Origin of the sequence: Bradyrhizobium sp. UBA2491 (assembly GCF_002341725.1) — a bacterium.
GTDB lineage: Bacteria > Pseudomonadota > Alphaproteobacteria > Rhizobiales > Xanthobacteraceae > Bradyrhizobium.
Map to the genome: position 1 here is coordinate 97,572 of NZ_DDOP01000059.1, position 14,227 is coordinate 111,798.

The following is a 14,227-nucleotide window of genomic DNA, read 5'->3' on the forward strand; positions in this document are numbered from 1 at the left end:
CAGCTGGTGGTCGCGATCGGCAATCCGCTCGGCTTCGAATCGACGGTGACCGCCGGCGTGGTGTCGGCGCTCGGCCGCTCGATCCGCTCCGTCAGTGGACGGACCATCGAGGACGTGATCCAGACCGACGCGGCGCTCAACCCGGGCAATTCCGGCGGCCCGCTGGTGTCGTCGAACGGTCAGGTGATCGGCATCAACACCGCGATCATCAACGGCGCCCAGGGCATCTGCTTTGCGGTCGCCAGCAACACCGCGCAGTTCGTGCTGTCGGAGATCATCCGCCACGGCTACGTCCGCCGCGCCTATATCGGCGTCGCAGGGCAGACGGCGCCGGTGCCGCGGCGGCATGCGGTGCTGGCCGGCGTCGAGAACAAGATGGGCGCGCTGTTGATGCAGATCGAGCCGGACAGCCCGGCGGCGCGGGCAAGCCTGTTGCCCGGCGACGTCGTGATCCGGCTCGACGGCGTCGAGATCAACGGCGTCGACGACCTGATCCGCGCACTCGATCACAGCCGGATCGACCGCACGTTGTCGATGGACGTGCTCCGCCTCGGCCGCCTGCGCGCGATCGAGATCCACCCGGTCGGAAGAAAGCCGGCGAAGCAGTAAGGGCGAAGCTGACTGCGCGAGGCACGCACTCTCTCCGCTCTGGTTGGAGAGGGCTGCTTTGCGCTGTGGTCAATTTTCGCATGGTTCACGCCCGCCGAGCCTGATTCGACGCACTCAACGGTTGATTTTGGTGCGATAGCACAACCAGCCGTTAACGGTTCCGCCCCTAGATTATTTCTGATTGGAAATGAACGTGGTGGGACGTTTTGCGGTTCTTCGCGGGTGTACAGGCAATGCGCGGCGTTGCGGCGCTGTCGGTGGTATGCGGGCACGCCGTCGCCGCACGTCCCGATATGGTCGGACCCGCGTTTGCCGAAGGTGCGCTGACCATCCTGGCGAGTGGCGTTGACATCTTCTTCGTTATCTCCGGCTTGATCATCGCGACCACCGCTGCGGCACAGGACAATCCGTTCACCTTCGTTCTCAGGCGAGTTGTTCGAATCTATCCGGTCTACTGGCTCGTGTTGCTGGCGGCCTTTATCGCCTCGTCCTGGGTCGCGATGTCGCCCGAAGAGCGTCCGGCGCTGGACCTTGGACTCGTCTTCGCGTGGACATATCCGAATTGGTACCTCCCGCCGGCATGGTCGCTTGCTTTCGAGCTGCACTTCTATGCCGCAGTCGCGGTGATCCTCGCGATCAAGCCGAGCCGGCTGTTCGAACTCTTGTTCGCGGGGCTGGTCGTGGTCGCCGTTGCTCTCGTCTTCCGATTGCAGCTTGGCTTCTACTCCCACCCGCTGATGCTGGAATTCGGTGTCGGCGTTGGCATCGCATATCTCCAGAGAACCGGCAGATTGCAGTCTTCGGGCACAATGCTGGCCATTTCCGCCGGCTTGTTCTTCGCCGGCTGGTACTGGATATTCGTGCACGGATCGGCTGATCCGCAATGGGCACGCGTGCCGACCTATGGCCTTGCCGCGGGATTGCTTATCCATGCCGTGATATCTGCCGAGGTCAAAGGGCAATCCTTCTCGCCCGTCCTGCAATGGCTCGGCAAGATTTCGTACTCGTTGTATATCGTCCACTACCCTCTGATGAAATGGATCGCCAGCTCTGCCGAGCTTTGGCCATTGTCCGTCGTGGGAACGATCGCCGCCAGCATCCTGCTCTCCATCGGTCTCGCCGCCGTGCTGCACATCGTCATCGAGGCGCCGATCCTCAATTGGGGGCGCAAGTTGACTTTGATCTACAGCAAGCGATCGACACCGGATGAAGCAAGAGTGCAGCGCCCCGTGCTTGTCTTGCAGGAGCATCGCGAACGCGCGCCGCGCGCTTTCTGAAGCATGGTCCGGAAGAGTGCGAAGCGGTTTTCCGAAAAGATCATGCGCAACACGAAGCCGGAGCGCGATGACGCTTCAAGCTGATCTCGTTGCGCTCGAGCAGTGACGATGCGAATGACGCGCTGGCCACGCGGTTGACCCGAAGCCGGAGCTCGGTCTTTCCCGTCCGGGCCTCGGCCAAGCTCCGATGGCGCTCTCAACATTTCGGTATAGTAGAATATATTGCTGATTTGCCCGACAAGTCAAGCCGCTTGTCCGAGTGCCGGCGGACGTCCTGCGGCTTTGCATGGGGTTGTTTTCGATATTTTGGGAGCGCCCCGGGAGAAGGGAGCTTGGCTCCGCTACCGCAGCGCCGCCAGCAGCTCGTCCGGCTGCTCGACCATCATCATGTGACCGGCGCCTGGCAGCACCACCGTACGCGCATTCGGCGTCGCGGCGGCGAGCGCCTTGCCGGCCTTGGCCGGGGTCATCATGTCGCGCTCGCCGAGGACGAAGGTCGCGGGCACCTTGACCGCGGCGGCGGCCGTCAGCGCGTTCTGGTAGGCGTTGCAGGCGTTGAGGTCGTTGTACAGCACGCCGGGCTTGGCCTCCCGTAGCACCCGCTGCGCGCCCTGGTGCATCCAAAGCCCCGGCGCGAGGCTGCCGCCGAGCTCGGCCTTGAAGCCGAGGCCCCAGATCGAGACCATGTCGATCGCGGCGGCATCGTTGGCTTCGGCGGCTTTCAGCAGATCGGGGCCGACCGTCATGGTGGCCGCGGTGCCGATCAGCGCGAGGCCGGAGACCTTGTCGGGATGCCGCGCCGAGGTCTCGATCGCGATCAGCGAGCCCATCGAATGGCCGATCAGCCGCGCCTTCGTCGCGCCGGCCGCTGATATCAGCGCTGCGATCCAGTCGGCCATCTCTGCAATGGTCGTGAGCAGCTTGCCGGCGGAGCGGCCGTGGCCGGGCAGATCAGGCGCCAGCACGGAATAGCCGTGATGGGCGAACCAGCGGCTGTGCAGCGCCCAGGTCGAGGAGTCGAAGCCCGCGCCGTGGATCATCACGACCGCCGGTAGCGAGGGATCGAACGGCTTGCCGCCGGTCGCGATGAAGGTGTCTGCCCCGTTGATGGAAAGCTGCATGGTCCTAAGTCCTTTGCGAGGCGCGCAGCGCCTGGCCGAGATCGTCGGTGATGTCCTCAGCGGTTTCGATGCCGACCGACAGCCGCACCAGCTCCTCGCCGATCCCGGCGGCCTTGAGCTGCTCGGCGTCCATCTGCTGGTGCGTGGTGCTGGCGGGGTGGATCACCAGCGTCTTGGCGTCGCCGACATTGGCGAGATGGCTGATCAGCTTCAGGGACTCGATGAACTTCTTGCCGGCGGCGCGGCCGCCCTTGATGCCGAAAGAGATGATCGAGCCGGCACCGCGCGGCAGCAGCTTCTTGGCGAGCGCGTGATCCGGATGGCTCTCCAGCGAGGGATGCAGCACCCACTCGACCGCCTTGTTCGCGGCGAGGGCGTCCAGCATCTTGTGAGTGTTGCTGACATGGCGATCCATGCGGACGCCGAGCGTCTCGATACCCTGCAACAGCTGGAATGCGTTGGTCGGCGACAGGCAGGCGCCGAAATCGCGCAGCCCCTCGGTGCGGGCGCGCATGATGAAGGCGGCCTTGCCGAACTGCTCGTCGAAGACGATGCCGTGGTAGCCGGCATAGGGCTCGGTGAGTTGCGGGAATTTGCCGGATGCGCGCCAGTCAAACCGGCCGCCGTCGACGATCACGCCGCCGATCGCAATCCCGTGGCCGCCCATCCACTTGGTCGCCGAGTTCATCGTGATGTCGGCGCCGAGCTCGATCGGCTGGCTAAGGTAGGGTGTCGCGAAGGTGTTGTCGATCAACAGCGGGATCTTCGCGTCATGCGCGATCTGCGCCACCGCGGGGATATCGAGCACCTCGAGGCCGGGATTGCCGATGGTCTCGCCGATCACGAGCCGCGTGTTCGGCCTGATCGCGGCACGGAACTCGTCGAGCGCGCGTGGCTTGACGAAGGTCGTGGTGATGCCGAACCGCGGCAGCGTGTGCGCCAGCAGGTTGATGGTGCCGCCATAGAGCGAGGCGGAGGCGACGATATGGTCGCCGGCATTGAGCAAGGTTGCGATCGCCAGATGCAGCGCGGCCATGCCGCTCGCGGTGCAGATCGCGCCGACGCCGCATTCGAGGGCGGCAATGCGCTCCTCCAGCACCGCGGTCGTCGGGTTCGAAATGCGCGTATAGATATGGCCTGCGCGTTCCAGGTTGAACAGCGCCGCGGCGTGGTCGGCGTCCTGGAACACGTAGGACGTGGTCTGATAGATCGGAACCGCGCGCGCGCCGGTCGCCGGATCGGGGCGCTGGCCGGCGTGCAGGCTCAGGGTTTCGAAGGCAGGCGGCTTGGGTGCGGGCATGCGAAGCTCGTCAGGTCAGTCGATGGAAAATGTGAGTCCGAAGATTTAGACGTGGACTGCGGTGCGAACCCGGCCGACATTGCCGAACACCCGCAGATAGCGCTCGACTTCCGAGGGGATGCCGGTCGCCTTCTCCGGATTGTCAGACAGTTTCACGGCCGGCCGGCCGTCGACCGACGTCACCTTGCAGACGATCGAGATCGGATCGAGTTCGGCGGTGCCGTCAGGCGCGCAACCGACGAAATCATTGGTCAGGTTGGTGCCCCAGCCGAAGCTGACGCGGACGCGGCCCTTGAAGTGATGGAACGTCTCCTCGATCGAGCCGACATCCATCGCGTCGGAGAACACCAAGAGCTTCTCCTTGGGATCGCGGCCCTTCTGCTTCCACCACTTGATGATGTCTTCGCCGGCGGTGATCGGCGGCGCGCTGTCGGGACGAAACCCGGTCCAGTCGGCGACCCAGTCCGGCGCGTCGCGCAGGAACGGCTTGGTGCCGAACGCATCGGGCAGCGCGATCAGGAGGTTGCCGCCATAGGCGTGACGCCACTGGTCGAGGATGTGGTAGGGCGCCCAGCGCAGCTCCTCGTCGTCATTGGCGAGCGCGGCGGCGACCATCGGCAGCTCATGCGCGTTGGTGCCGATTGCTTCGAGGTCGTTGTCCATCGCAAGCAGCACGTTGGACGTTCCGGTGAAGGACGAACCGAGGCCTTCCTTCACCGCCTCGACGCACCAGCGCTGCCACAGGAAGCCGTGGCGGCGGCGGGTGCCGAAATCGGACAGTCGCAATCCATCCAGCTTGCGCAGCCGCTCGACCTTGGCCCACAGCTTGGCCTTGGCGCGGGCGTAGAGCACGTCGAGCGCGAAGCGGCCATAGGTCTTGGTCGCCGCGCGCGAGCGCAGCTCGTTGAGGATCGCAAGCGCCGGGATCTCCCACATCGTGGTGTGGGTCCAAGGTCCGTGGAAATGCAGCTCATACTGGCCGTCGACCTTGTGCAGCTCGTATTCGGGCAGCCGGAAGGTGGAGAGCCAGTTGATGAAATCGGGCGAGAACATCTGGGTCTTGCCGTAGAACGTGTTACCGGCGAGCCAGATCAGTTCCTTCTTGCTGAAGCGGATGGTGCGGGCGTGGTCGAGCTGGGCGCGCAACTCGCCCTCGTCGATGACCTCGGCGAGCTTGATATGGGTCGAGCGGTTGATCACCGAAAAGGTCGTGCGCGTGTCCGGATAGGATTCCCGGATCATCTGCTGCATCAACAGCTTGTAGAAATCGGTGTCGAGCAGGCTGCGGACGATCGGGTCGAGCCGCCAGCCGTGGTTGTAGGTCCGGGTCGCGATATCTGTCACGGTCATGCGGGAACTGTAGCCTGCCGAATGGCGCCCGCCCAGTGGGTATCGGGCGGAACATGGCAGGTCAGCGCGCTATGGTCTGCCGTATACGGCCGACCGTGGCGGCGACATCGGTCCAGGCCGGCCTGGCCGGGGCAAACTGCCGTCGCAGGAAGCTGACCAGCTCCGCAACCTGACCGTCGCTCATGCTGTCCCGGAACGCGGGCATATAGCCGAGGTCGGTCACGGCCGGCTTGGCGATGCCGTGCAGGATCACCTGAATGAGATTGTCAGGGACGTCGCTGTGCAGGTTGCTGTTCAGCGCCAGCGACGGCCGGCTGCCGAACAGCGGCGGGCCACCGGCCTCGTGGCAGACGGCGCAGGCGCCCTGATAGATCCGCGCGCCGGTTGAGGCGGCGGTGGTGACGGCAGTACCGGCCTCCAGCTGGGCCGCAAGCACATCGTGGGCCGGCCGGTCGGCGGTCTCGTTGAACGAGGCGAGGTAGACCGCCATCGCGCGGATGTCCTGATCGGGCAGCGCGGCAAGTTCCTGCACGACCGGCGCCATCGGCCCGGCGGCGACGCCGTGCAGGCGCGACTCGCCGGTGCGCAGATAGGCGTAGAGCTCGTCCTCGCTCCAGGGGATCGGCGCCTTCGACAGCGAGGTCAGCGCCGGCGCCTCCCAGCCCTCGGCGAAGCCGCCGGCGAGATAGGCGTTCTGCCGTTCCGCGCCGAGCGCATTGCGCGGCGAGTGACAGGCGCTGCAATGGCCGAGACCCTCGACCAGATAGGCGCCGCGATTCCAGGTCGCCGACTTCGATGGATCGGGTTGGAACGTTCGCGGCTGATGGAACAGCGCATTCCATCCGGCGAGCAGCAGCCGCAGGTTGAACGGAAAGGCGAGCGTGTTCGCCGGCGTCTCGGTGCGCACCGGCGCCTGCGCCATCAGATAGGCGTAGAGCGCCTGGAGGTCGGCATCATTGGTCCTGGCGAAATGCGTGTAGGGGAATGCCGGGTAGAGATGACGCCCGTCGCGATGAATGCCGTCGCGCATCGCGCGCTCGAACGCGGGATAGGACCAGGCGCCGATGCCGGTGTCGACATCGGGCGTGATGTTGGTCGTATAGATGGTGCCGAACGGCGTCTCGAGCGGCCGGCCGCCGGCATTCGCGAGGCCATGCTCCGCGGTGTGGCAGACGGCACAGGCGCCGAGCGCCGCAAGCTCCTTGCCGCGCGCGATGGTGGCCGCAGAATAGACCGAGGCATCGGGCCGTGCGATCGGCGCGATCGCGCGCCAGGGCAGGACGGCCGCGCCGATGCCGATCGCGGCGGCGCAGAGTGCGGCGATGCCGGCGAGCGCGCCGCCGCGCCTTGCGAACGGATTTTGCCATCGGTTGAGATTGACCGGTTGCGCGGGCGGCGGCAGCGATGCAGGCACCGTGGGTTGCTCGCCATGCAATCCCTTCAGGATGCGCTCCGGCGTGAACGGCAACTCGCGGAAGCGGACGCCGGTGGCATCATAGATCGCGTTGGCGATCGCGGCGGCGCTCGGCACCGAGGCGGATTCGCCGACACCGAGCGGCGGCTGGTCCTGCCGCGGCAGCATCAGCACATCGATCTTGGGCAGTTCGGGAAATTTGATGATGGGGTAGGCGCCCCATTCCCGCGCCGTCACCGCGCCGCGCTCGAAGGAGACTTCCTCCATCAGCGCGCGGCTGGTCGACTGGATGACATTGCCTTCGATCTGGTGCCGCACGCCCTCGGGATTGATCATCAATCCGGAATCCTGGCCGGCGACCACCCGCGTCACGCTGACATCGCCGGTCGCCTTGTTGACCGCAACGTCGGCGATCCAGGCCGACCATGCCGCGCCGTAGCCCGGAAACTTGCTGTGCACGTAGAGCGCATAAGCGAAGCCACGGCCGCGCACGACATCGCCGTCGGCCTCGGGCTCTTTCCACACCGGGCGCGGCGTCCAGCCGGCGCGTTCGGCGACCGCATTGACGAGATCGATCGCGCGTTTGTCCTTCAGGTAGCGCAGCCGGTATTCGATCGGATCAACCTCGGCCTCTGCCGCAAGTTCATCGATATAGGATTCATGCGCGAATGTATTGGGCAGCGCGGAGACGCCGCGAAACCAGGACGCGCGCACGATCGGCGGCATGTCGTTGGCGACGACGCGCATGTTCTCATAGTCGTAGGGCGGGATCGCGGTGCGGTCGCCCATCTCGAACACGGCAGGCGTCGGCGCAATGCGCCCGGTGAGCAATAGCGCCAGCGTCGGCGCTCCGTTCGAGGGATAACGCGTCGAGAAATCGTAACCGGCGACGCTGCCGTCGGCATTGAGCCCGCCATTGACGTCCATCAGCTGGGCGGTGCCCTTTGGCTCCCAAGCATGCTCCTGCTCGCGGGTGAGCTGCACCCGCACCGGGCGGCCGACCGCGCGCGACAGCAGCAGCGCATCGGCGGAGACGTCGTCGGCGCAGTTGCGGCCGTAGCAGCCGGCCGCCTCCATCCGGATTACGTCGATCTCGGATTCCGGACGCTGGATCAAGAGTGCGAGATCGCCGCGCAGGATGTGCGGGTTCTGCGTACCGGACCAGACCCGGACCGTACCGTCTGTGTAGTCGGCAACAGCGCAAGATGGGCCGATCGAACCGTGCATCTGGTAGGGCCAAACGTAAGTCCGTCGCATCGGCTTGGCTGCCGCCTTGATCGCGGCATCGACGTCGCCCTTGTCGATCAGCTGGCGCGGCGTCGACGGATTGGCGCGCAGCGCCTGCTCGATATCGGAGAGATCGGTCAGATCAGGTCCCGGCTTCCAGCTCAGCTTGAGCTGCGCGGCGGCCTTGATCGCATTCTCCTCGCGCTCGGCGACGACGCCGACGAAATCGCCGATCCGCACCACCGCGACGAGGCCGGGGATATCGCGCACCGAGGCCTCATCGACCGCGATCAGGCTGGTGCCGACGAACGGGCCGGCATCGACGCCGGCATAGGGCGGACGGACGACGCGGCCGTGCAGCATGCCGGGCACGCGCACATCGTGGACATAGACCAGCTCGCCGGTGGCCTTCGCCGGCAGGTCGACGCGCGGCACCGACTTGCCGACTACGGAGTAGGCGCTCACGGTCTTGACCGGAACCTCGTCGGCGAGGTCGAGCGTGATCGTCTCGTCGGCGATCAGCTCGCCATAGCTGATGCTGCGGTTGTCGTGGCCGCGGATCAGGCCGTCCTCGATGGTGAGCTCGCCGGCCGGAAGCTCCAGCCGCTCGGCGGCGCGCGAGAGCAGGAAATGCCGCGCTTGCGCCGCGGCCTTGCGCAACGGAATGGCGGTGATCTGGATGGTCTCGCTCGCGATCGTCGCGCCCTGGTTCGGTACTACGCTGGTGTCGCCGAGGATCACCACCACGCGGGCAAAGGAGACGTCGAGTTCTTCGGCGACGATCTGGCCGAGCGCGGTGCGGATGCCGGTGCCGAGATCGACATGGCCGTTATAGGCGTTGACGGAGCCATCGGCTGTGATGGTGATGAAGGTCTCGAACGCGCCTTCCGCGCCGAGCACTGCGGGACGAACGACCGACAGCGAGCCGCGCATGCGTTGCTCCGGACCCGGCATCAATCGCGTGCCTCGAGCGCGTGGCCGGCGGCCCGCATCGCGGCGCGGATGATCTCGATATGCGCACCGCAGCGGCAGAGATTGTAGCGCAACGCTTCCAGCACGTCGCGCTCGGACGGATTGGGGTTGCGCGTGAGCAGCGCCTTGGTGGTGATGATCATGCCGTTGAGGCAGTAGCCACACTGCGCGGCTTGTTCTCGGATGAAAGCATCCTGCACCGGATCAGGATGTTCGCGGCTGCCGAGCCCTTCGAGCGTGACGACGTTGCGTCCCGCACAGCCTTCGATCGGGATCACACAGGCGCGCGCGGCGACGCCGTCGATCAGCACCGCGCAGGCGCCGCACTCGCCGAGCCCGCAGCCATATTTCGGTCCGTTCAATGCGAGATCGTTGCGCAGCACGTAAAGCAATGCGGTGTCGGGAGCAGCGTCGACATCATGATTCCTGCCGTTCACGGTCAGGCGCATTGCCCCGGTTCTCCCCTGATGTTTGCGCTGCAACGTCAGCGTCAAATCGAAGTCGAGGATAACGTTTGTGTACAAACGTGCAAGCGGCGGCATGCCGCGCTGCAGCGAGTGCACGCTTTATGAACAGGGTGCGCAAGCGAATGGCAGCTTTTGATTGCAAAGGCCGCTTGACAGGTCCGGGGCTCGCGCGCAGGATCATTCGTATACGAACGATAAACACCGGAGGCGGAAGCGCAGTATGATCGACCGCCGCCACAAGTCCAGGCCTGGTCACGATGGCTGACACAATGACCGTCGCCGCCGGCGACAAGATCCGCTGCGATGCCTGTCCGGTGATGTGCTACATCAAGCCGGGCGCGGCTGGCGCCTGCGACCGTTATGCCAATCATGACGGCATGCTGGTGCGAGTCGATCCGCATGTCGTGCTTGAGCGTACCGTCTCGCATGGCGGCAAGCTGGTGCCGTTTCAGGTCAGCGGCGACTGGGACGGCAAGATCGTCCGCCAGCCCGATCTCTTCGTCACCGCGATCGGCGCCGGAACCACCTATCCGGATTACAAGCCGGCGCCGTTCATCGTGTCGTCGGAGGTCGACGGCATCGACATGGTCACCGTGGTGACCGAGGGCATTTTCTCCTATTGCGGCGTCAAGGTGAAGATCGACACCGACCGCTATCTCGGTCCCGAAACCGCGATCGTGCGCGCCGACGGCGAGGCGGTCGGTCATGTCACGACCAGCGAATATGGCTCGCAGATGCTCTCGCTTGGCGGCGTGCATCATCTGACCGGAGGCTCCAAGAAGGAAGGCCGCGTCACCTGCGACACGCTGATGGATCTCTCCAATTGCAAGGCGGTGGAGTTGACCATCGACGGCGGCGCCAGTGTGGTGGTGCAGGCGGGCAAGCCGCCGATCGTCAACGGCGTGGCGGAAGAACGCATGCGGGTCGGCTGCGGCTCGGCGACCATCGGCATGTTCGCCAAGCAGTGGCACGGCAAGGTCGATGAGGTCGTGGTGGTCGACGACCACATCACCGGCGTGCTCAGTGAGCACCAGGCCGGCAAGCTGCTCGACATCGCCGATACCGGCATCAAGATGAAGGGGAGGCGCTCGACGCCCGGCCGCTATTTCCAGGTCGCCGATCCCGGCACCGGATGGGGCGGCACCAATATCTCCGATCCGCTGTCGATCCTCGGCCCGTTCAATGCCAGGGAGGCGCGGCCCGGGCTGACCATGCTGATGGTTTCGACCACCGGCGAGCACGCGTCGTACTACGTGCTCGACGAGGCGTTGAAGCCGATCGAGACGGCGATGCCGGCCGACCTCAGGTTTTCCGTCGAACGCATCCAGGAGAATTGCGAGCCGGCGCTGTGCACCGTGCTGTTCATGGGCGGCGCGGGCGGATCGCTGCGCGCCGGCGTCACCGATAATCCGGTGCGGCTGACGCGCTCGGTCAAGGATGCGCTGACGCGCGTCACCAGCGGCGGCGCGCCGGTCTATGTCTGGCCCGGCGGCGGCATCACCTTCATGGTCGACGTCACCCAGATGCCCGCCGGCGCGTTCGGTTACGTGCCGACGCCGGCGCTGGTGGCGCCGATCGAATTCACGATGAAGCTGTCGGATTACGCGGCGCTCGGCGGTCATATGGATTATGTCCGGCCGCTGTCGTCGCTGCGCGACAGCGCCGAGATCAAGCCGATGCCCTATCTGCCCGGGCGGCGTGCATGACGCGGCTCCCGCAAATCGCGCTTCTTCCTGACGGCAAGCGGCTGCATTTGCAGGATGGCCCGATTGATCTGGTCATCGAAGCCAAGGGCGGGGATGCGGATGTTCGATCCGCCTATCTGGCGGCGGCGGATCGCTTCACCGGACTGCTCGACGAGCTCTGCACGGAACTCGCTGAACTGCGCACCGCCGCCAATCCCGATCGCTGCTCGCTGAAGGGCGTGGTCGCACGGTGCATGCATGCGGCGGTCGCGCCGTTTGCCGCGGACTGCTTCATCACGCCGATGGCCGCGGTCGCGGGCTCGGTTGCCGAGGAAATCCTCGGTACGATGCTGCGTACAGCGATGCTCGACCGCGCCTATGTCAACAATGGCGGCGATATCGCGCTGCATCTCGCAGACGGCGAACAGTTCACCGTCGGCTTGATGGACCGCCCGGACCGTCACGGCGTGATGCAGACCATGACCATTGATGCAGACATGCCGGCCCGCGGGATCGCGACCAGCGGCCGCCACGGCCGCAGCTTCTCGCTCGGCATTGCCGATGCCGTCACCGTGCTGGCGCGGACGGCGTCGCAGGCCGATGCAGCCGCGACCGTGATCGCCAATGCGGTCGATTTACCCGGGCATCCTGCGATCCGGCGCGTTCCGGCCAACGAATTGCAGCCCGACAGCGACCTCGGCGAACGGCTGGTGACGCGCGACGTCGGGCCGCTGACGGACCACGAAATCGAGCAGGCGCTCGAGGTGGGGGCGGCGCGGGCGCGGATGCTCCTGACGTCGGGATTGATCGAGGGCGCGGCATTGCGTCTACTGGGCGAGACGCGGCTTGTTGGTGCAACTGGGAACGGGGCGCCGGCGTCGCACGGGTTTCAGGAACGAACGATAGAACACATGCCGCGGGCATGACCGGGAGCGAGGCAAGATGAGCGCCGTCATTCGCAAGATCGTCACCGTGGTCGAGGAGACCCATCTGGAGATGGGCAAGACCATTGCACCGCCGACCCGGCGTGCCGCCGCCATCGCCGTGATCGAGAATCCGTTTGCCGGCCGCTATGTCGAAGACCTCACGCCATTGATCGCGATTGGCGAGGAACTGGGCGACTTGCTCTCGAAGCGGGCGGTCGCCGCGCTCGGCATCGACGGCGCCAAGGCGCACAGCTACGGCAAGGCCGCGGCGGTCGGCGAGAATGGCGAGCTCGAGCACGCGGCCGCGATCCTGCATCCCAAGATGGGCGCACCGGTGCGCAAGGTGCTCTCGAAGGGGGCGGCGCTGATCCCGTCGTCGAAGAAGCGCTCCGGCCCCGGCACCACGCTCGACATTCCGCTTGGGCACAAGGACGCAGCCTTCGTGCGCAGCCATTTCGACGGCATGGAAGTGCAGATCAACGACGCGCCGCGCGCCAACGAGATCATGGTCGCGGTCGCGGTGACCGACAGCGGCCGGCCGCTGCCGCGCGTCGGCGGCTTGACGGTTGATGAGATCAAGGGCGAAGACGGATTGCGATAATCTCTTTGAAGAAAAACTGGAGGATGGGATGCGTGGTTATTTCGTAGGGGCGGGATTGGCGATCGCGGTCGCGACCATGGCAACGAGCGCCATGACGACGCAGGTGGTGGCGCAGAGCGAGATCAAGATCGGCGAGATCAACTCCTATTCGCTGCTGCCGGCGTTCACCGAGCCCTATCGCAAGGGCTGGCAGCTCGCGGTGGAGGAGATCAACGCGGCCGGCGGCATCAACGGCAAGAAGCTCGTCGTCATTTCCAAGGATGACGGCGGCAAGCCCGCGGATGCGCAGACCGCGGCCAACGAACTGGTGTCGAGCGAGAACGTTGCGATGCTGACGGGGACGTTCCTGTCGAACATCGGCCTCGCCGTCAGCGACTTCGCCAACCAAAAGAAGGTGTTTTTCCTCGCGGCCGAGCCTTTGACCGACGCGATCACGTGGTCGAAGGGCAATCGCTATACCTTCCGCCTGCGTCCGTCGAACTACATGCAGGCGGCAATGCTGGTGGAGGAAGCCGCAAAGCTTCCGGCAAAGCGCTGGGCGACGATCGCGCCGAACTATGAGTACGGCCAGTCGGCGGTCGCGGTGTTCAAGAAGCTGATGTCGGAGAAGCGGCCCGACATCCAGTGGGTCGACGAGCAGTGGCCGCCGCAGGGCAAGATCGACGCCGGCCCGGTGGTGCAGGCGGTTGCCGCCGCGAACCCGGAGGCAATCCTCAACGTCACCTTCGGCGCCGACCTCGTCAAGCTCGTGCGCGAGGGCAACACCCGTGGCCTGTTCAAGGGCCGCACGGTGGTGAGCTTCCTGACCGGCGAGCCCGAGTATCTCGATCCGCTGAAGGACGAAACGCCCGAGGGCTGGATCGTCACCGGCTATCCCTGGTACTCGATCAAGACGCCGGAGCATGAGGCGTTCCTGAAGGCCTACCAGACCAAGTACAACGACTATCCGCGGCTCGGCTCGATCGTCGGCTACCAGACCATCAAGGCGGCGGCGGCGATCCTCGCCAAGGCCGGCTCCACCGATCCGGAGAAGCTGATCGCGGCGGCGGAAGGCATCTCGATGTCGTCGCCGTTCGGCGAGATCACCTTCCGCAAGATCGATCACCAGTCGACACTCGGCGCCTTCACCGGCAAGACCGCGCTGAAGGACGGCAAGGGCATCATGGTCGATACCGCCTATCGCAAGGGCTCGGACTATCTGCCCAGCGATGCCGAGATCGAAAAGATGCGGCCGAAGGATTGAGGCTGCTCTGCCTGCGTAGGGTGGGTTAGCCGAAG

Annotated in this window: 11 protein-coding genes; 6 read left to right on the plus strand and 5 right to left on the minus strand. The window is 65.5% G+C overall.

All coding sequences use genetic code 11. The features are described from left to right. A partial coding sequence (locus B2W55_RS19405; RefSeq protein ID WP_291532273.1) for a S1C family serine protease occupies window positions 1-609 on the plus strand: 609 nt, incomplete at its 5' end. Window positions 610-815: 206 nt separating this feature from the next. Further along, window positions 816-1,886 (plus strand): acyltransferase, encoded by a 1,071-nt coding sequence (locus B2W55_RS19410; RefSeq protein WP_343206177.1) that lies wholly within the window; start codon window positions 816-818, stop codon window positions 1,884-1,886. A gap of 341 nt (window positions 1,887-2,227) precedes the next feature. Here B2W55_RS19410 and B2W55_RS19415 read toward each other — a convergent pair whose 3' ends face one another. The 5 genes from B2W55_RS19415 to B2W55_RS19435 form a co-directional block, all read right to left on the minus strand. After that, window positions 2,228-3,007, minus strand: a complete 780-nt coding sequence (locus B2W55_RS19415; protein ID WP_024580797.1) for an alpha/beta fold hydrolase — start codon at window positions 3,005-3,007, stop codon at window positions 2,228-2,230. Window positions 3,008-3,011: 4 nt separating this feature from the next. Further along, window positions 3,012-4,307, minus strand: a complete 1,296-nt coding sequence (locus B2W55_RS19420) for an O-acetylhomoserine aminocarboxypropyltransferase (protein WP_024580798.1) — start codon at window positions 4,305-4,307, stop codon at window positions 3,012-3,014. A 45-nt stretch (window positions 4,308-4,352) separates the two neighbouring features. Next, window positions 4,353-5,657, minus strand: a complete 1,305-nt coding sequence (pncB, locus tag B2W55_RS19425) for a nicotinate phosphoribosyltransferase (protein ID WP_024580799.1) — start codon at window positions 5,655-5,657, stop codon at window positions 4,353-4,355. Window positions 5,658-5,718: 61 nt separating this feature from the next. Beyond that, window positions 5,719-9,231 (minus strand): molybdopterin cofactor-binding domain-containing protein, encoded by a 3,513-nt coding sequence (locus B2W55_RS19430; RefSeq protein ID WP_244442186.1) that lies wholly within the window; start codon window positions 9,229-9,231, stop codon window positions 5,719-5,721. 20 nt (window positions 9,232-9,251) lie between these two features. Further along, a complete protein-coding gene (locus B2W55_RS19435) occupies window positions 9,252-9,719 on the minus strand; it encodes a (2Fe-2S)-binding protein (RefSeq protein WP_024580801.1) in 468 nt (155 codons plus the stop codon). Between the two features lie 275 nt (window positions 9,720-9,994). Here B2W55_RS19435 and B2W55_RS19440 point away from each other — a divergent pair, with 275 nt between their 5' ends. The 4 genes from B2W55_RS19440 to B2W55_RS19455 are packed head-to-tail and all read left to right on the plus strand — an operon-like array spanning window position 9,995 to window position 14,192. Beyond that, window positions 9,995-11,443, plus strand: coding sequence for a 6-hydroxynicotinate reductase (locus B2W55_RS19440; protein ID WP_024580802.1), 1,449 nt, complete (start codon window positions 9,995-9,997; stop codon window positions 11,441-11,443). Next, on the plus strand, window positions 11,440-12,348 hold the full coding sequence (locus tag B2W55_RS19445; RefSeq protein ID WP_024580803.1) for a UPF0280 family protein: 909 nt from the start codon (window positions 11,440-11,442) through the stop codon (window positions 12,346-12,348). Before B2W55_RS19440 ends, B2W55_RS19445 begins: the two co-directional genes overlap by 4 nt. Before the next feature lie 16 nt (window positions 12,349-12,364). Beyond that, a complete protein-coding gene (locus tag B2W55_RS19450; RefSeq protein WP_024580804.1) occupies window positions 12,365-12,949 on the plus strand; it encodes an amino acid synthesis family protein in 585 nt (194 codons plus the stop codon). A gap of 28 nt (window positions 12,950-12,977) precedes the next feature. Beyond that, on the plus strand, window positions 12,978-14,192 hold the full coding sequence (locus tag B2W55_RS19455) for an ABC transporter substrate-binding protein (RefSeq protein ID WP_029879036.1): 1,215 nt from the start codon (window positions 12,978-12,980) through the stop codon (window positions 14,190-14,192). Window positions 14,193-14,227: the final 35 nt, after the last annotated feature.